Annotated in this window: 16 protein-coding genes and 1 riboswitch; of the genes, 12 read left to right on the top strand and 4 right to left on the bottom strand. The window is 37.0% G+C overall.

All coding sequences use genetic code 11. The features are described from left to right. Positions 1-140: 140 nt before the first annotated feature. On the bottom strand, positions 141-5,231 hold the full coding sequence (locus ACQKIM_RS19530; protein ID WP_427547112.1) for a DUF4132 domain-containing protein: 5,091 nt from the start codon (positions 5,229-5,231) through the stop codon (positions 141-143). An 11-nt stretch (positions 5,232-5,242) separates the two neighbouring features. Continuing rightward, positions 5,243-5,662: a hypothetical protein gene (locus tag ACQKIM_RS19525; RefSeq protein ID WP_427547109.1), complete on the bottom strand. Its 420-nt coding sequence runs from the start codon at positions 5,660-5,662 to the stop codon at positions 5,243-5,245. 155 nt (positions 5,663-5,817) lie between these two features. Between ACQKIM_RS19525 and ACQKIM_RS19520 the strand changes: the two genes are divergently transcribed. The 12 genes from ACQKIM_RS19520 to ACQKIM_RS19465 all read left to right on the top strand — a co-directional run bounded on the left by ACQKIM_RS19520 (position 5,818) and on the right by ACQKIM_RS19465 (position 18,084). After that, entirely contained in the window at positions 5,818-6,327 is a 510-nt protein-coding gene (locus tag ACQKIM_RS19520) for an RNA polymerase sigma factor (RefSeq protein ID WP_427547106.1), read from the top strand. Further along, the gene (locus ACQKIM_RS19515; protein ID WP_427547104.1) at positions 6,327-6,878 is read left to right on the top strand and encodes a hypothetical protein; all 552 of its coding nucleotides are present in this window, start codon (positions 6,327-6,329) and stop codon (positions 6,876-6,878) included. Before ACQKIM_RS19520 ends, ACQKIM_RS19515 begins: the two co-directional genes overlap by 1 nt. Then, positions 6,878-7,420, top strand: a complete 543-nt coding sequence (locus ACQKIM_RS19510; protein ID WP_427547101.1) for a hypothetical protein — start codon at positions 6,878-6,880, stop codon at positions 7,418-7,420. Before ACQKIM_RS19515 ends, ACQKIM_RS19510 begins: the two co-directional genes overlap by 1 nt. Before the next feature lie 1,071 nt (positions 7,421-8,491). Beyond that, positions 8,492-9,664 (top strand): glycosyl hydrolase family 18 protein, encoded by a 1,173-nt coding sequence (locus tag ACQKIM_RS19505; RefSeq protein ID WP_427547115.1) that lies wholly within the window; start codon positions 8,492-8,494, stop codon positions 9,662-9,664. Positions 9,665-9,798: 134 nt separating this feature from the next. Next, the gene (locus ACQKIM_RS19500; RefSeq protein ID WP_427547098.1) at positions 9,799-12,027 is read left to right on the top strand and encodes a YcdB/YcdC domain-containing protein; all 2,229 of its coding nucleotides are present in this window, start codon (positions 9,799-9,801) and stop codon (positions 12,025-12,027) included. Positions 12,028-12,125: 98 nt separating this feature from the next. Beyond that, positions 12,126-12,590, top strand: a complete 465-nt coding sequence (locus ACQKIM_RS19495; protein ID WP_427547095.1) for a YusW family protein — start codon at positions 12,126-12,128, stop codon at positions 12,588-12,590. 224 nt (positions 12,591-12,814) lie between these two features. Beyond that, on the top strand, positions 12,815-13,249 hold the full coding sequence (locus tag ACQKIM_RS19490) for a MarR family winged helix-turn-helix transcriptional regulator (RefSeq protein WP_427547092.1): 435 nt from the start codon (positions 12,815-12,817) through the stop codon (positions 13,247-13,249). 48 nt (positions 13,250-13,297) lie between these two features. Then, a complete protein-coding gene (locus ACQKIM_RS19485) occupies positions 13,298-14,281 on the top strand; it encodes a ring-cleaving dioxygenase (protein WP_427547089.1) in 984 nt (327 codons plus the stop codon). A 71-nt stretch (positions 14,282-14,352) separates the two neighbouring features. Beyond that, complete coding sequence (locus tag ACQKIM_RS19480; protein WP_427547086.1) at positions 14,353-14,970, top strand: nitroreductase family protein; 618 nt, start codon at positions 14,353-14,355, stop codon at positions 14,968-14,970. A gap of 67 nt (positions 14,971-15,037) precedes the next feature. Then, positions 15,038-15,580: an NADPH-dependent FMN reductase gene (locus ACQKIM_RS19475; protein WP_427547083.1), complete on the top strand. Its 543-nt coding sequence runs from the start codon at positions 15,038-15,040 to the stop codon at positions 15,578-15,580. Positions 15,581-16,010: 430 nt separating this feature from the next. Beyond that, the gene (locus ACQKIM_RS19470) at positions 16,011-17,408 is read left to right on the top strand and encodes an ATP-binding protein (RefSeq protein ID WP_427547080.1); all 1,398 of its coding nucleotides are present in this window, start codon (positions 16,011-16,013) and stop codon (positions 17,406-17,408) included. Next, positions 17,383-18,084 carry a response regulator transcription factor gene (locus tag ACQKIM_RS19465; protein WP_427547077.1) on the top strand — a complete coding sequence of 234 codons (702 nt, stop codon included), beginning with the start codon at positions 17,383-17,385 and terminating at the stop codon, positions 18,082-18,084. The genes ACQKIM_RS19470 and ACQKIM_RS19465 overlap by 26 nt, the downstream gene beginning before the upstream one ends. A gap of 37 nt (positions 18,085-18,121) precedes the next feature. Here ACQKIM_RS19465 and ACQKIM_RS19460 read toward each other — a convergent pair whose 3' ends face one another. Together ACQKIM_RS19460 and ACQKIM_RS19455 are read right to left on the bottom strand one after the other, a co-directional pair. Further along, positions 18,122-18,691, bottom strand: coding sequence for a YdhK family protein (locus ACQKIM_RS19460; RefSeq protein WP_427547074.1), 570 nt, complete (start codon positions 18,689-18,691; stop codon positions 18,122-18,124). Between the two features lie 110 nt (positions 18,692-18,801). Continuing rightward, on the bottom strand, positions 18,802-19,398 hold the full coding sequence (locus ACQKIM_RS19455; RefSeq protein WP_427547071.1) for a biotin transporter BioY: 597 nt from the start codon (positions 19,396-19,398) through the stop codon (positions 18,802-18,804). Between the two features lie 171 nt (positions 19,399-19,569). Further along, positions 19,570-19,760: riboswitch (cobalamin riboswitch) on the top strand. Positions 19,761-19,852: the final 92 nt, after the last annotated feature.

Here is a 19,852-nt window from a genome sequence, read left to right as displayed (position 1 = left end):
CTATCTGGAAAAACATAAAAGATAGAGAAATCCGACTTTGAATTCATTCAAAGTCGGATTTCTCACGAATTGAAGCTAGTTATGTCCCAGCCTCATTGTATTAATAAAAACCTTACCTGCATATTATGTGCATAAGTTCTTTAACGCTGTTGTTCGTAGCTACGGATATGCCCCAAAATGGCAGGATCCTTAATTTTAGTATCTTCACTTAATAGTAATAGCTTCGACATGATTTCGGCTGTACGAGGGTCATCATCCACCATTGGTAAGAAAATACGTCCACGGTGCTGCGATTGTACAGCGATTATTGGGATCATTGAGCCGCCCATTTGATGGACAACACCACTACCTAAATGCAGTGAATAGCTAGCCAACTTACCTTCTATAAGGGCATGCTGTTTTTTCACTTCTACATTTGTAAGTTTTAATAGCTTTGTTAATTCCTCTACAATCACAGTGCGCATTTCAACGGTAGAATGACTTGCCTCGGGATCTACACCACCAACATGAGCAACACTGACAACGAGATCGATATCTCGCATAATCTCAGAGAAAATCGCTGCAGGAATATCATCTAAGACTATACTTTTGCCAGTTAAACGATGATAGAAATAAACACCCTCAATCGTTGGCGCTTCAATTTCTGCTGGCGTGAACCAATCCGCCTGCGCATATAACGAAGCCACAATGTTTTCCTTATAATACACCTTACGTGGTCCTTCATCATAACTAATTTGCCAGCCTCTTGTTTTCAAGAGAGCTACCGTTTGAGATGGGTTTACTTGATGTCCTGCATAGCGCAATGATCTTTTTTGCTCTTTTTCATCTTCGTTTATTACATATAGCTCACGGAACACTTGCTTAAACGGCTGCTTTATTTTGTGCTCAAACATATAAGCCTGCCATTGACGCCATTGACCACTTTCCAGCAGGTGATATGGATGGGCAATTTTTAATGCTGTCATTGGTGCAAGTGAAATGATGTCACCTGACAGCAGCTTTATGCCCTCTGAAGTGAGCATTCCTATATATACATCGCTTTTAAAGATAAGCTTTTGTAAAAGAGGAGCTAGAATCGGGTGCTTTAATAAATTGATGAGCTCTTCGGCATGGAAGACTGTTTCTAATTCCATTGCCTGTTCAAGCGCAGGACGTGCTCGTTTGTATTGCTCCTTTAACTCTTTTCGTGCCTCTTGTAATGCAATGACTTGTATGTTTTTTTTCAATGCTGTAGGAATATTTTTAAGACGCTTTCCATCCTTTGTTACGATAATTTCCACATCAGCGTCATCTTCAATTTGCAAATGTGCCATAATATGCTCGATTTGCTGTGCTTCAAATAAATGCTTCATTTCATGAAAGGCGGATAGCTCCATTCGCCATGTAAATCTTGTTGTTTCTCCATCACCAGCATTGCGTGCTAGATTTTCGAGTGCAATACTTGCTGCTCGTGCTTCACTGGCACGGCGCTGTGCTCCAAATTGCTTACTTTCCTTTAAAAATTGTTGGATAAACTGATAGCGTGTTAGAGCGTCCTTTTCATCCGATTTTTTTAATGGGATAAGGCCAAGTGCACGAAGCTTGTCTTTATTACGTTTATCTTGGATTTCCTTCATTAATGGTTTTGGGCTTAGTTTGCCAATTGCAGTATCAGCATAAAGCTGTGCACGACGATGATTTGCTCCTTCTGATGCATATTTTGCTGCATCATAAACAAGCTTGAAATTTTTTGCGCCAATTGTTTGATAGGCACTTTGGAACCAGCTTAAATCAAATGCGCCATCTCGGAAATCGTCAGTAGTGATGCTTGTGAAGAGCGCAATTTGATCTTTAGCAAAATCCGATAAATAGTCAGTTGTATGGGCGATAAAGTACCATGCAGATTCTTTTAAGCCTTCCCAGCCAATTACTTCACTAACTAGATCTATCCAATGCTGATTATACATCATTGCTTCAATTAAACGTTCTTTTGAAATATTTGTTTTTTCCCAGGCATCTTTTAAATGCTGTGCGGTTTCCTCCTTTTTAGGATAGCAGTTTGCAAGTAGGCGTGAGAAAACATCCTTTTTCGTTTCTGCCTGCCAAATATAGCCTCGCGCAAGCTTTTCTCCATCAAGTGCCTGTAAAATTTTAATGAAATACTCAATACCCTCTATATAGGATATACTACTCGCTAGCTTCGTTACGGCCGTAGGAATATCGCCGCGCATAAGCTCAATCTCTAAAATTCGATTGATGGCCTGCTCACGTATAGCAAGAAGATTCGATAGATCCTCAAATGACTTTTGATAGTTTTCAATTAATTTGTTAGGCGCAATTAATATATCGGAGGCTAATGTATTCGTGAAAATGGCCTCAAATAAATGATCCTGTATGAATAAACCTGCCTGAATAGCATCCAAATATCGGAATAAACTTAAATTGTATATACTAGGGCTGTATTGTTCCTTCTGCATACGCTTTGTTAATTCTGCGTTAATAGCAAGCATTTTAACATACTCGCTGTAGGTCGTATAATCTGAGAAGCATCGATCAACAAAGGCATCGATCACATCTAAATCTACTATAGTGGAAGTAGAACGATAATAATAATACCCCTTGTCTCTTACCTCTAACTTCCACTGTTTAAATGGTATTTGAGATAAAAGCTGAAGCATTATACCGATTGCTTGCTCAAAAGCATTAAATCCCTGTGAATGTTGTTCTAAAAGTGTGACAGCTTGTTTATGAAGTTCCTGCTCCCCAGATAATTTGTCTAAATCCTGTGAAAGTACAGTGAAAATTTGCTCCAGTGTTTGCTCGTGCTTTAACGCATTGAACTTAGCAATATATTCTTTTATTTGTGCATAGTTAAGGATTGGTGCTATAAGAGCGTGTGCGGCTTCGCTAATTTCATGTGCCGCAGGGTATTCAGATAGATTACTGTAAAAATTGAAATAAGCTAAATCCTCTGCGCTGAATTTTTCTGCTTTTATCCATTGAATGATTTCCTCAGGTATTGGATAGACGTCAAGACTTGCGTTTTTGTTATTCTCTTTTTTTGAAGCTATAACGTCGTAGTCTTGTCCTAACGTTGTTGTAATTGTCGTATCATTCCATTGATATGTCTCATACTCATAATGAGCATGAGCATCAATTAATTGAATCAGCTGCTCAAGCTTTGCTAAAAGTTTATCAACATCATAGTCAAAAAATCTCTCAAGTGGCATTTGCCCTTGCAAATAGAATGGAATTAGCTGCTTCCATGCATCCTCAGCGTCCATCTTAATATCAATATTTGCAACGTTCTGGTATTGAATAGGAGGGTGTGGTGTATATAAGCCGAAGCCGTTTTCCTCATTATATTCTGGAACATCATCTGTTAATAATTGATCTAAAAGCACTTGCTCAGTTGCAGTAACTTTTGGTAGTGTTTCACATAAAGCTGTAATTTGCTCATGCGATAAGTGGTATTCTTTTGAGGTTTCTAATAACAACTCAAGTCCACCAAGTCGCTTTAATTGCTTCTTGTCTTGTATAAGTCGCTCGGCACTTTGCAATATTTTCTCCTGTGACTGTAGCTTTAAGAGTGAAATGGCCTCTTTACGAAGTGAGCCTGACTTATTTGTTAAAAGATCCTCGATTTTTAAAATTTCATGATCTGTAGGTGTTAATAGCTGTATTTTTTTTAGCGCGAGGGATCGATTTATGGAGCTTCGATCTCGTAAAGAGCTAAAAAGAAAATCACGCTTTCCTTGTGTAGAATTATCAAGGCAATAAATATTAAGAAGCCCAATTCTGCTAGTAGGTGAGTAGGTATCTGCACTCGTAATAATACGTTGAAATAACTCCTCATCTTGTAAATGATGGGCCAAAATAATTTGTGTTGAAATAATGTCCTCTAAAGATAAGTGAGCATATACGAAGGATAGAGGCTTTCCTGCAATTGTTAGACCATCCTTTGAAACCTCACTCCTTGCCCATTCGAGCTGATTAAATAGTGGATTTTCAATGTTTTGAAGTTGCGTATTTTCTCGCATATACGTTTGTAAATCTTTAACCCAATCGTTATCCCTAGCATATTCACTGTTAATATAGTTATTTACATGGATGAAATTTCCCCAAGCAAAAGTAAAGAGCTCAATATCCTTCGTTGTTAAAATAATATTTTTGACAAACTGTGCAGTAAAGGAAGTTTTTCCTAGGTTTTTTAAGAATGCAAGTGTTGTAAGCTGGACATGTTTATCACGACCTAGTAGCTCTGGTAAAACCGTATCAAGCTGCGTGTAATCTTTTGTAGAGATTGCCCATAGACCCACGTATATATCTATTGTTCGCTCGCTTTGCAGTAATTCCTTAGTGAAATTGTCGTTTTCAATGGCTTGTATCGCTAATGATAATACTTCCTCTGTAATCTTTTGATTTTCAAAGCTATTATAGCCAAGTCCCATCCATGTATCGACAGCACGAATAACTGAAGAGAAGCGGGTTAGCTGGTGCTCTTGAATAAGCTTCATGATTGTAAGCTGTGCATCTAGGGTACCATGATCAATATTTTCAACAATAGCCTGACGTAGCCCCTCCTGACGCGCTGCCGCAACTAATAGTTTACCAAGTGCCTCATGAAGACGACTATTGGTTGATTTAAAAATCCCCCTTATCAGTGGGTAACCAAAAAAGCTACTTCGATGTTCATCAAATAGTATATTTTCAATCGCTTCCTCAATAGCTGGGTTTTGTAATGATAGCTCCTCAGCAAGCAATTGCTCAAAAACATTAAATGGCATTACCTTTATATTCTCTTGCTTAATCACATAGGAGCTATAGTTAGGGTATGTACCATGCTCATATTGACTGTGATTCGTCAATAATTCCTGTAAATTAATTTCTTCAAATGTCAGCATTTCTTCAATTAATTGTAAGCATTGAAAAAGGTGATCCTGTACTGGCTGTGCTGAACGAAACGATCTACGCAAAATACCGGTCTGAAACATTGCTGTATCATAACGTAATGCCAGTTTCTTAATATTTTGTGCACGCTCTTGTGATGAAAAGAGTGTTAGTACATCAAATAGTGGACCTATAAATAGCTCCTCGAGTGTTGTGACATTCAAATCAGCAATTTGTTGCTCAATATTGTAATCACGTGTATCCATATATTGAAGCAATGCTGTAGCTATTGGTTGAATAGCTTTTGGTGCAGTATCAATTTTACTTTGAAATTGTAGTTTTTGTTCATGAGAAAGTGTCATGGGATTCCTCCTTACCAAATTCGTCCTGCTAGCATCGTTAATTTTATAAAAGTAAAGACATCATCTTCTTGAATTGTTAGTGGTGTTGTAAGTGAATTCAATTGCTCCTCATTTTGGATTACTAAAAACAGCTCGTCTTCAAAAGCTTGAATCACTGTCGATTTAGCTTGTTCTAAAGACTGTACAGCGGCACTTTTTTTCTCACCAAAATGTATCTTGCCATGATGTACAGCATTCTCCAATTGCTTCTCAGTTAAATAAATATGAAGCGATGTGTCCAGTGCCTTTTCGTTATAATTCTGAACCTCTTGTGTGACAAGTTGCAGTAATAAGTCTTTCAAGGTATAGACAGGCTCTTCAATTGTAAATGCAATCTTTTGAAGTTTACGCGATTTTTTTCCAATTGTTTTTTGCTGGTAAAATAAACGCAAACTAACACCTCCTTACAGTAATTTCATTATACAAGAGAGTAAATCATGAAAAGAATAAGGCATTTTACGCTAGTTGTATAAAAATAAGTGGGAAAAGTGTAACAAATAATTTGCTGTAACGACTTATTTCTGAGTGTAGAAAGGGGGGTGAGGCTTTGCATAAGGATATAGTGAAAATAGAACATTTGTACGATTTTTACCATCGAGATGTGTATCATTTTGCGCTTTATTATACAAATAGTAGGGAAGAGGCAGAGGATATTACACAGGAGACATTTTTCAAGGTGATGAAGCAGTTAGATAATTTAAAGGATATGGATAAAGTAAAAACTTGGATTTTATCAATTGCACGAAATACAGCAGTAGATGTACATAGAAGACAGAAAATAAAACGACTTTTGATAGAAAAGCTTAGCTGGCAGCCTGTACTAAAAGAAGTTCCAAAGCCTCCGGAAATTATAGAGAAAAATGAGCAATGGCAAACGGTACAAGAGGCATTATTGACATTAAAATCTCATGATCGAACAATTATTATTTGCAGAATGCTAAAAGATTACACGATTCAAGAAACTGCTGAGATTTTGGGCATTTCGGAAGTGAAGGTACGGGTTGATTTTCACCGGGCAATGACAAGGCTTCGGAAAAAGGTAGGGAGGGATGAATGATGGAAGAACGCGATGAAGAGTTATTTGACACACTAAAAAAACGCCCTGATAAAGACCCAAATATAGATTTCTCCAAGCAATTACGTCAGAGCCTCCAAAAAGCTCCTATAAAGAAGACAAAACGATTTTCGATAGCAACAATATTAACCATTCCAGTGACGCTGGCTGTTCTGCTATTTGTATTCAGAATGGGCACAGGGCAGTCGTTCAAGCTGAAAAATGCAGCACTGTTAACTATCAATCAGGAGAAAAACCTTACTACTATATTATGTGTTTTCCTAATGCTTGCCCTCTTGTTGCTTATACTGTTTGTGTATTATAAGGGGCTTACAAAAGGAAGACTTGTTTATTTGACGTTTTCATTGTCCTTCTTAGCATGGGTCGGGAACCTAGCATATGCAGAGTATCAAAATATTAAAGAACCAAGTTATAGCGAACTTTATGATGATAACGAAATAATTGGACCATTTATGAACAAAGAACGTTTAGATGAGATTCTAAAGGAACAGGATAACTACCTTATGAAAACAATTGAAGGAGATGCAAAATAATGAAAAAGCCTTACGAATATATAGTGAATGGTGTGTCTTTTGTTTTTATGGATTTAAGCTCTTTTGGATTACCTGATATATTCCCAGATTTCATTGGCTATCTTTCTTTTGTATATGGTATTCACCTGTTGCCGTCCTTTCATAACTTAAAGCATTGGACGAAAACTTTCGCAATTATTTTGGCAGTCTTGTCATTTTTTGTGGAGCTGGATCAATGGCTAGGTTATAAGATACTAGGAGACATTGGAATACAGCTTATGCAATTTTTATTTATTATTTTGATGTATGGTGTTTTTCAATTATTATTACATATTCATAATAATAAGCCCCTTGAAGCTAAGACTTTTAAAACCTATCAAAAATATATAGCATTTATGCTTTGCGGCTTCGTAATACAAGCATTTTCAATGAATTTTGATGAAAGTATGCGAGAAAATGTTCATTTTATAGGTTCCATGCTACAGTTGATTGCTTATTTCTTCTTTGTATTCTATTTTCGAGCGTGTCATAAATATTATAAATACAGCATGCCTTCACTGTAATCAGTGAAGGCATGCTGTTGAAATACTATTATGTCAATGAAATCAAGGTGACAATTAAAAAGTCTAGCCCTTTTTCAAAACGAGGGGTTGATCTCCGTTCCGATTGAGTGCTTTGTTGCTGTCGCTTCGCTTTCGCACAGAGCAAAGCTTCCTGGGGGCGTCCGATGAGCCGCTTGGGGCAACAGATGTTTTTTGCGCGAAAGCGAAGCGGCAGCAGCAGGAGGTTGGTCATGAAGGCGTTATCACAGGACGTGATGCTTTTAGCCTTCGTTCCCCTAATCTGCTCGCTGCAGGGTCTCATCTGTGACGCTGAATCCCCGAGGAGTCACTCAGTCTACACTCCAATCAACCACTGCTCATCGTATTTTCTTCTGGCATTTCACACAATTTATAGAGATAAATTGAAGTCTTTGCCATCACTATATTGCTGAAAAACGGAAATTTGGTAACATTTCCCACACAAAAGTAGCGTCAACAATAAGTGGCTTTATGTAAAGTGACAAAGTAGTTTTATGAATAAAATGTAGGTTGACAGCTATAAAATTGGACCACTATTCTATCCAGTTAATGATAGTGAGTAACATGCTTTTACTATACTTTTGAGCGAAGAATATATTTAAAGTTCTATACTATTGCTGATTGGAGTGCAAGGCTACTCGACTCCCGTGGGATAGCGAGACAGACGAGACCCTGCACGGAGCGTTAGCGCAGGAAGCGGCTCGTCGCTCGCCCACAGGAAAGCGAGTAGCCTGGAACGGAAATCACCTTCATTTGACTTAGTAGTGTTCACAAAGAGTCCCTTGACCATTTAGTTTTTCAACACTATGCCTTCACTGTAATCAGTGAAGGACTTTTTTTAAAGAAACCTATTCCGAAAGAGCCATGACATCTTTTCCTGCCTTATTTCATAAGCTTTATAGGTATGATTTCATCACGCTTGAAGGAGGCAATGTCATTCAAATACATGTTGTACGAGCTGGAGAGTCTTTATGGGGAATTGCACAGGCGTATGGGACAACGGTTCAAAGTATAGTAGATGCCAATCAAATTCCAGAACCAAATCGATTAGTCATAGGGCAAGCTCTTGTTATTCCGATTATCGGAAGTTTTTATTATGTACAGCCTGGAGACAGTTTATGGTCCATTGGTCAGCGCTTCGGCATTAATTATGTAACACTTGCACAGGTCAACAACATTAATCCAAATCAACCGCTATCTGTTGGGATGCGACTGTATATTCCATCTCCACCAAAAACAAGGGCTGAAACTTTGGCATATTTAGAACCGAGGGGGACATCTGTTAGTGAAGCATTATTGAGTCAGGCAAGAGAAGCAGGACCATTTTTAACGTATCTTGCTTTATTTAGCTATGAGGCAAGGCGAGATGGGACGCTTAAAAAGCCACCAAGTCAGGGCGTAACGCAAGTTGCTAATGATACAGGAGCCTCTATAGCTATGGTTATCTCAAATTTAGAGAATTTTAGCTTTAGTGGTGATTTAGCACGAGACATTTTTCAAAGTACAGCCGTACAGGATCTGCTTTTTGACAATATTTTAGAAGAGGCAAGGCGTTTAGGGAGCATTAAAGATATCCATTTTGATTTTGAAAATTTGCCAGGTGATCAACGTGAGGCGTATAACAACTTTTTAAGGAGAGCTGTAAGTAGATTCCATCCACAAGGATATACAGTATCGACAGCGTTAGCTCCAAAAACAAGTGCTAGTGAGCGTGGTCCATGGACTGAGGCACACGATTATAAAGCTCATGGAGAAATAGTGGATTTTGTGATGTTAATGACCTATGAATGGGGATATTCTGCCGGTCCCCCTATGGCAGTATCTCCACTTCCTGAGGTAGAGGCAGTTGTTAAATATGCTATTAGTGAAATTCCTCGGAATAAAATTATCCTTGGACAAAATTTATATGGCTATGACTGGACATTGCCTTTTGTACAAGGAGGTCCCATTGCTGAAGCAGTTAGTCCACAAAGAGCTATTGAAATTGCTAAAAAATATAATGCAGCTATTCAATATGATACGAGATCTCAAGCACCTTTCTTTGAATACTATGATGAGCAGGGCAGGGCACATGTTGTTTGGTTTGAAGATGCAAGATCCATTCAGGCTAAATTCGATTTAATAAAGCGCTATAAACTTCGAGGAGTAGGTTATTGGAAGCTAGGTTTACCTTTCCCACAAAATTGGTTATTAATAGATTCCAATTTTGATGTGGTAAAAAAATAATTAACTTTATTAGATAAAAAATATCATAATATCTATTCTATTTTCTTTTGAGTGGAAATACTCTGTAAATAACATTCCCAAATTTGGAAATGTATATTATAATAGATGGTAAATAGTTTTCTAGGAGGGATATTTTGGGTAAGTTTAAAAAGTTAGGTATTATACTAACATCTACAGCATTTACTTTCGGAGTACTTTCACCAATTTCACAAGCTTCTGCTAATGTAAAGGAATCTTCAGAGAGAATTGAAATTCAAGTTGCTTCAACAGAGACAAAAGTAACAAAGAGTATGCTTATCAATAAATTGCATGCAATATTCCCAGATAAGTTTAATTTCTTAACAGAAAAAGATTTAAATGTAGGAAGCGGACACTACTATAGAGATGATACAACAATTCGTTATGATTTAAACTTCCATAAAACTGTAAATGGGAAAGATATTCATGGTGGCTTCACATTTAAGGGAGACGATTTAGAGCTAGAAAATTTCTATTATCAACCTTCTGATATTTCAGATGCAATGTATCCAGCAAAGTATTCTGAAGCTGATGCACAAAAAATTGCAAAGGATTTCTTAAAAAAATTCCCGAATACTGAAAACTACAAACTTCAGGAAAATGGTATTGGGACTGACTACTATTTCAATATGAGCAGACCATTATCACAGCCAATTTCTTATTCGTTTGTCTATTCACCAACTCAGAATGGTGTGGCAATCAGCGATCAATACATTTCTATTGAGGTCCTTGCAAATGGTGAAATTACAAGTATGTATAGCAATACAGAATCCCTTAGTAAGGCAACGTTTGATAGTGTAGAGCAGAAAAAGAATGAAGCAGATATTATTGCCCAAATTCGTGATAATCTAGCAGTAGAATTGCGTTATGCGGTTGATTATGATTATCAAACAGATCAGCGTAAGGTGAAGCTTGTCTATGCACCAGCAACAGGCTTCAATGGGGTACATGCCTTAAATGGACAGTGGCAAACAGTGAACGGTTTCTCGGCACAGGTACCAAAAGTAAAACGCGTAGAAAAATTATCCTCACAACCGCTTGAACCTAGAAAGAAGAGCATGACATTAGCTGAAGCAGAAGAATTTGCGAAGTCCTTCTTAAAGGTTGACCCTGATAAAGCTAAGCTGCAGCTTGATCTGATTGATGAAAGAGAAAATCAAAATGGGGAAACGATTTACACTGTAAATTATTCGTATATATATGATAATGGTAGTACAGGTTCTCAGTTGGAAATAAATAAGGCAACAGGTGAAATTACTCAATACTATGATTCAAGTAGAGATTTCGTAAAGACTAGCGATAAGACTACAGCCATTTCTAAGGATGCGGCATTAAATAAGGCAATTGAATACTTAAAGCAATGGGCTCCTTCCTACGTGCATAATTATGCAAAACCATTGGAGGAAGCAGTATTAGAAGATTATAGTAAAGAATATTACTTCTCATTCCCACGTGTTGTAAATGGTATTGCGGTTGTTGGAGATGAAATATCTGTCAACATTGGTTCTGATGGTTCTTTACGTTCATTGTATATTTCTAACCAAAAAATTGATAATTGGCCATCTGTAGATCAGGCGATTTCTGCTGATAAAGCAAAGGAGTCTTATAGTGAGGCACTTAAATTACAACTTCAGTATGCTAAACAAAATGGTGAAGATAAGCATCATTATGATTTAGTGTATTCACCAACATATGGTGGTAACTTATTTAATCAAATTGATGCAACTACTGGTGAGTGGTTAATAAATATTGAGGATAAAAAAGAGCAACCATTGATTTCACATCCTACTGCGGCCAAAGAGTTAAATTATTTAGTCAGCCAAAACGTGTTAGAGATTAAAGATCCAGCTACTTTTAATGCTGATACAGGCGTGACTAAGGGAGAAGCACTAAAAATTATGCTTAAATCTCTCACATATGGCTATTTTGGTGGATATGGAGAAGGTGATGACAAGCAATCCTTCACGAATATTGATAAAAAGCATCCATTATATGGAGTTGTTGAAGAAGCTGTAAGAATGGGCATTTTAAAGCCAGCAGATCGATTTGATGTTGATGCAACAATGACTCGTCAAGAGCTTGCAGAATGGTATATCCGTGTGCTAGGCTTAGAGAAAGCTGCGAAGCATGGCGATATTTACAAATTAAACTTTGCTGATGCAGGCGCAATTGATCCAGCATATTCTGGCTATGTGGCTTTAGTAAGTGCAATGGGATTAATCGATGCACAGCAAAATAACTTTAATGCTACTGAGAAAGTAACATATGCAGATTTAGCTGTATCAACAATGCGATTAGCTAAAGCTATTGCTGAAGGTAACAACACTCGTAATTACTTTTATTAATTCATGATAGAAAGGGTATCTCCTGATTTTTGGAGATACCTTTTTTGGTTAGTTTTTAGACAGAGAGGGAAATAATAATAGAAGAAAGGAGTGTAAAGATGAGAATGAAATTTTTAATTGCTGTTCTGTTTATGACTGTCACTCTCTATGGCTGTACAAAGGAAAAGGCACAAGATATGCTGACAAATGCTCCAGTTCAACAAAATATGAATCAGCAGGTCGGTGATACTGCGACAGATCAAGTACCGTTCAATTTTTTAGAGTTTTCGTTGGATGTTGATTATTCTGGGGCAGATTCCTATGAAGCTGAATACGAAAACAAAAAGTCTGGCGTAGCAGCGAAATTACAGGATACGCGAAATAATGAAAATCTTCAGGGGGATGCAGCCTATACGAAGTTGGAGCCTCTTTTCAAGCAGCTGACGTTTGATTCCACTACACCAAATGATGAGGTAATAGAACAGGTTATCTCTGTATTTCATATTGCAGAGGACTTTCAATCAATTGAGATTGAAGTAGAATTTGTTGATGGGAATGAAAAAGAATTTAAACGCCTAAAGTAAATGGTACAGACTGAATTCATCAAATCCAGCTACCTATTAACGGCTGGATTTTTTTCATGCAGTATTTAAAAAGTAGTAGTGCTATCAAGGGTACGAAATATGTGAAATAAATACTTAGTAGATTTCTGAGTAAAACAAATTGATTGTCGTAGGGGGAAATATATGTTATTATTACCTCGAATTAAAGATAATTAATTTCGAGGTAAATAGAAAGAGGGAGTCGGATGAGGGAAGACAATCGTAATTTAAAGGCTTTTACGGTCTTGTTCCGTGCATATCAAACGATTCAGGAAGCAACCAGGAGAGATTTGCTGCAATATGATTTAAATCAAACCGAATTTTCAGTGCTTGAATTTTTATACCATCGTGGGGAGCAACCAATTCAAGTGATTGGTAAGAGAATATTAATTGCAAGTAGCAGTATTACCTATGTTATTGATAAGCTTGAACAAAAGGGCTATGTCTATCGACGTGCCTGTCCAAAGGATCGCCGTGTCACTTATATTTTTTTAACCAATAAGGGACGAACATTATTAGAAGAGATTTTCCCAAAGCATGAACAAAAAATTAATGAGATTTTTGAAGTATTAGACCACGAAGAGCTGGAAACAATGATTCTGTCTCTAAAGAAGGTTGGTTTTAATGCGATTAATAAATGAACAAATTTACATCAATATCTCGAAATCGAGACAATAGGAGGGTTTTAAATGAATCATTTAAAAGGAATTCACCATGTTACAGCAATTACTAGCAGTGCTGAAGAAAATTATAAGTTTTTCACTTTTGTGTTAGGAATGCGTTTAGTGAAAAAAACAGTTAATCAGGACGATATTCAAACATATCATCTATTCTTTGCGGATGATAAGGGTAGCGCAGGTACAGATATGACGTTCTTTGATTTTCCGAACATCCCAAAAGGTGTGCATGGAACAAATGAGATTTCCAAAACCTCCTTCCGTGTGCCAACGGATGACGCTTTGGAATATTGGGTGAAACGTTTTGACCGATTGCAGGTTAATCATACAGGTATTAAAGAACAATTTGGTAAGAAAACTTTATCTTTCGTTGATTTTGACGATCAGCAATATCAACTTATTTCTGATGAGCATAATAAGGGTGTTGCATCTGGGACTCCATGGCAAGATGGGCCAATACCTTTGGAATATGCAATAACAGGATTAGGGCCAGTATTCATTCGAATTGCTAATTTTAAATACTTTAAAGATGTGTTAGAGAAAGTGATGCTTTTTACTGAAATTGCTGAGGAAGGAGATTTCCATTTATTTGAGGTAGGCGAGGGAGGCAACGGTGCTCAGCTTGTTGTTGAATACAACAGTGTTTTACCCGTAGCACGTCAAGGCTTTGGTACAGTTCATCATGCAGCCTTCCGAGTAGAGAATCGTGCTGTATTGAATGAATGGACAGAAAGATTTGATAGCTTTGGCTTCCATACTTCTGGTTATGTCAACCGTCACTTCTTTGAATCCCTTTATGCACGAGTTGCACCACAAATTTTATTTGAACTAGCCACTGATGGACCAGGATTTATGGGGGATGAGCCTTATGAAACTTTGGGTGAAAAACTTTCATTGCCACCATTTTTAGAGTCAAAGCGTGCTCAAATTGAAGAACTTGTTCGTCCTATTGACACTGTAAGAAGTACAATAAAATTCGATAAAAAATATGAGTAATACTAATTCATTCAGTAACAGCAATAACTGCTTACTGGATGGAATTACATAACTGCATTGGGGGTTTAAAAATGGAATTTTCCAAACTAATTGACAAGCGTCGTTCAGCTAATAATTTTTTGAAGGACGTTAGGATGACTGAAGAAGACATACGGCCTATTTTAGAGGATGTTAAGCTTGCTCCATCGGCTTTTAACTTACAACATGCTAACTACATCGTTGTGTTGGATGAAGAGATGAAGGAAAAAGTAAGAGAGGCTGCATATGGTCAATATAAAGTACATTCAGCATCTGGAGTGATTCTAGTACTAGGTGATAAAGAGGCTTATAAAAATACAGCTAACCTAACTCAAGGGATGGTTGATTTAGGTATAATTACAACTAGTGAATTAGTGGAGATTGTAACAGAGAATACTAAATTTTATGAAGATCGCGGCAAGGATTTTATGAAGGACGAGGCTGTTCGCAATGCTTCATTATCAGCAATGTTATTTATGCTTGCTGCAAAAAATCGCGGTTGGGACACTTGCCCAATGATTGGGTTCGATAATCAGAAAATGCGTGCGCTTTTTAATGTGCCGGAAACGCATGAAATTGCACTTATGATTACAATAGGTAAGGAAAAAGAAAGCAGTCGTCGCTTACGTGGTTATCGTAAGCCGGTTGAAGAATTTGCCATTTATTATTAAGGTGGTATAAAATAGAATTGCTATACAAATACTAAGAATAATAGACATTTTAGGAGGAAACATCATCGTGAAAGTAGTAGCCATCGTAGGTAGTATCCGAAAAGAATCTTATAATATGCAGTTAGCAAAATTTATTCAAAAACAGTATACAGAGAAATTTGAGCTTGAGGTATTAAGCTTAAACGAGTTACCAATGTATAATCAAGATATTGAGAATGATGCACCACAAGCCGTGCTTGATTTTAAAGCAAAAGTAAAAGCTGCAGATGCAGTGCTTTGGGTGACACCAGAATATAATGGGACTGTACCAGGTGTTATGGTGAATGCAATTGACTGGTTATCTCGTGTAGACAAAGTAATGATTGGAAAACCATCTATTATTATGGGTGCATCGATGGGGAACCTTGGTACTGTTAAGGCACAATTACATTTGAGAGATATTTTATTCTCCCCAGGTGTTAATTCACCATTACTTAGTGGAAATGATGTTTATATTGGTGCAGTGCACACGAAATTTGATGCAGAAGGTAATCTGACAGATGAAGGTACTGTAAAATTCCTTGACGCAGTTATCGACAATTTCTTAAACTGGGTAAAAAAATACGTTTAATATAATTTAAGTTCTGTAAGTATGAGGTATACTTACAGAACTTTTTTTACTCCTTTGAAACGAATAAAGCTCTGGAACAGCGGGTAGAACGTTAAAAGAAATGTTCAATTAAAAATGCTGTTCTTCTGCATGAAATCTTCATACTTTATCGTTATACTGTAAACTTAATTCAGCAGATTTTTACTGTGCGAAAGCGTAACGACAGCAACAAATATTTCTGAGCGAAAGCGCAGCGACAGCAACAAATGTTTCTGTGCGAAAGCGCAGCGACAGCAACAATTGTTTTTGTACTGAAAGCGAATAGTCAGGTACAGAATACTTCAAAGGTGGAGAGATGATGTATTTTTCCTATTCAGCGAATATATAAACGCATGATAATACACCGCGGATGTCACGGATTTTTTGGAAATTTCAAAATGGTGGTTAGCAAATGAAAAAACTTTCACTAAAGCTTGGAATCATTTTTTTTATTACATTATTTTGCATTGAAACATTTATGATGCTTTTTTTACATACTTCTTTAACCAATTCAAGGGTGGAGGAGGAACTAACCAGCTTGCAGGCAAGAGGAAACTCTCATAGAACAATATTAGAGCAAAATTTTGACAAGGAAACCCTAGCCCATATTGTACTAATGGAGTCAGTAGAAGATACAGAGGTGGTTATTACAAATATAACTGGAACGGTACTAGCGTCTTCACACCCACATCCTGAAATCAAAGATTATATAAATAAATTAGAGAATACTGTTCCATATAATGGGGAAATACTTCAGCATAATTGGCAAAAAGAAAGATATATTGCAACCATTAGTCCGATTCAAAAACAGCAGACAACAGTTGGTTACGTTTTTATGTTTCAAAATACAGATTCTATCCATGCATTAATGGAGCGCCTAAATAAGCATTTTTTAATTGTTGGATTTGTTTCTGGTCTAGTAACCATTGCAGTCATTATTGTTTTATCTAAAAAATTGGCTCGTCCATTAATTCAGATGAAAGAAGCTACTTTGAAAATAAGTAATGGTGACTTTTCCGTGGTGCTTTCTACGAATGGCAAGGATGAATTAAGCGATCTTGCCCTTGCAATACAGCATTTATCGGATGATTTGAATCATTTAAGACAAGATCGAAAGGATTTTTTATCAAGCATCGCCCATGAGCTAAGGACACCCTTAACTTTTATAAAAGGCTATGCAGATATTCTCTATAAACGTAGTTTGACGGAGCAAGATCGACAAAAATACTTAGGTATTATTATAGAAGAAACTAATCGACTCTCTCTTTTAATAAAGGACTTATTTGATTTAGCTAAAATGGACGAAAACTCCTTTATGATTGAAAAGGAATGTCTTCGATTGAATACGTTTTTAGCAAATGTTGAGGAAAAGTTGAGCCCTGCCTTTCAAGAAAAACAGCTGCACTTTTATGTTCATTGTGAAGAAGGATTAACCTTAATGGCTGATGCAGCAAGGCTTGAACAAATATTAATGAATCTCCTCAATAATGCTTTATTATATTGTGCATCAGGTGATGCTATATCGGTTATGGCAAAAAGACAGGATGATTTAGTAACTATACTTGTTAAGGATACTGGAAAGGGAATTTCCAAAAAGGATTTACCCCATATATTTGAACGATTTTATCGTGTTGAAAAATCCCGTAGTCGTGCATTAGGGGGCGTTGGACTTGGACTTTCAATTGTGAAAGAGCTTGTTCAGGCACATGGGGGAGAAATAACAGCCCAGAGTAAAGAGAATAAAGGAACAACTTTTATTTTAACGTTTAAAGGAGTCGAAACGTATGAAAACAATACTGCTCATAGATGATGAACCCAGAATGTTAGACTTGCTTAAGCTTTATTTAGAGCCTATCTTTACATGTAAGGCAATGGTATCCGTTCAAGAGGCTCTGATCTATTTAGAAGAAAATCATGTAGATTTGGTACTTTTAGATATTATGATGCCAGAGATGGATGGTTGGCAGGTCTGTAAAGAAATAAGGAAGTTTTGGGATGTTCCTATCATCATGCTAACAGCAAAGGGGGAGCATACTGATATGGTAAAAGGTCTAAATCTAGGAGCAGATGATTACATTCTGAAGCCGTTTGATGAAGACGTGTTACTCGCACGTATTAATGCTGTCCTAAGAAGGGCAAAAATTAATGAAAATATTGTGTTGTTTGAGGGATTACGTTTAGATAAGGAATCCTTTGAAGTATGTTTTCGACAGATAGAAATATCTTTAACACCTAAAGAATTTGGGATGCTGGCCTTATTTTTAGCACATCAAAATAAGGTATTTACTAGGGAGCATCTTATTAATACTGTATGGGGATATAATGATTCGATTGAAGATCGAACAATTGATTCGCATGTACGTAATTTACGAGAGAAACTGCGGAAAAGCGGTTTTCCTGCTGATGATTATTTACAAACTGTTTGGGGAATTGGCTATAAATGGCTTAAGTCAGCAGGAAGAAATGCTTTAGACATCAGAAGCTAGAAGAACCTCTGCTAGAACTCTACAGAGGTTCAAAGGTCTATTCTGCTTTCAATTCGTCCTCAGTTACCCATTTATGATTTTTTACAGACTCTCCATTTGTAGTAGCAGTGTAATCAATCATATAAACAGTCGTTTGGACAGCCTTATCAATGCGAACAGTCGCATTTTCCATGCCCTTCATATGAGATGCATTCGTCTTAAGCTCAGTGCCAGGGGCTAATGGAGCCAAGTCTGAATCGATCAATTCCTCATGAATAACCCACTTATGATTTTCGACACGCTCGCCACCTTTAGCAGGCTCATAGGAGACAATATATGCTGTCGTATCATATGCACCTACAATTGTCGCCCTGGCTCCCTCCATACCTTCCATATGTCCATCAGTAATAATAGCTGTGCTTCCTACTGAAAATGTAGGGTTTACGGCAGTTTTTAACGCTATTGGCACTTCACCAGAGCTAGAATGATCCATTGTGGAATGATCTATCATTGTATTCTGCTCATTGTCATTTTTTTCACCTGAATCTGTCTTGTCAGAGCAAGCTGATAACGCTAGTAAAGCAATTACTGTCAGTAAACTAATAAACCAGCTTCTTCTTATCTTCATATTTATTCCTCCTCACTATTACGCTTAATGTAGCAAATAAATGTGCAGAAATAATGGCCACGTTATAAGAAAAACGCCATCTTTTTAAGATTGACGTTTTCAGGGTACAACTATTTTATTGGTATTATTTTCAATATTCTTTGTAGACGATGCGCAAAAATACCCGCAAAGACAGCTAAAATAATATCCTTTGGCAATGGTGGCATCATCCAAAGCCATGCCATCTTATAATTGAAAGCGTCAGGAGCGCTAGCCCATAGTTTAAAAGCAAAGTACATCCAATTTGTCCCCAGTAAATAATTAATAGCTGTAGCAATTACTGCCGCAACAATATAGCTTTTCTTTGTTCCACTGCGCTCAACAATCAGTCCTGCGATAAATGCTGCTAAAATAAATGTGACAATAAAGCCAAATGTAGGGCTTAGGATTTGTCCAAAGCCGCCACCAAAACGCGCAAATACCGGTGCACCAGCTAAACCAATACACATATATACCGTGCAAGCAAGCGCTCCCTTTCTACTGCCAAGAACTAATCCAGCTAAAATAGCGAAGAAAGTTTGCAATGTGATTGGGACTCCTCCCACAGACATGAAAGGGACAAAGGAGGTAATATTAGCACCGATCATCATTAATGTTGAAAATAATCCAATATAGGCAATATCTACTGTTCTTAATCTATGATGAGAGTGTTCTGCAACTGTTGTCATAATTTCACTCCTATCTATTAAAGTTATTAATAGTGTAAGAAAATAAAGCATTTGTGTCAACTTGTTATTTTATTTAGGTTAACTCAATTGCGGTTTTCACAGCTAAAGTTTATAATTTACGGTTATTTATAGACTAACTACTAAAATGTATGATAGAATCGTCATAATTTTAATAGTTTGGATACTAATGGTGTGACATCTTATACAAAGTGTCACTTAAAAGGGAAGTCGGTGAAAGTCCGACGCTGTCCCGCAACTGTAACGAGGAGTTTTATGATGATTTAGCCACTGTTCTAGGATGGGAAGGTAATCGTAAAACGTTGATCCGAAGCCAGGAGACCTGCCATATAGTGATACTTGTAATGCCCACGAGGATGAACGCATTTACGGACAATAGATGGAAATCTTTCTGACTTTGTTGATGATTCTAGGGTATTTCTATGCATACTATGCA

The organism is Lysinibacillus sp. NPDC047702, from assembly GCF_050272555.1.
Lineage (GTDB): Bacteria > Bacillota > Bacilli > Bacillales_A > Planococcaceae > Lysinibacillus.
This window is presented reverse-complemented; position numbering and strand designations above follow the sequence as displayed.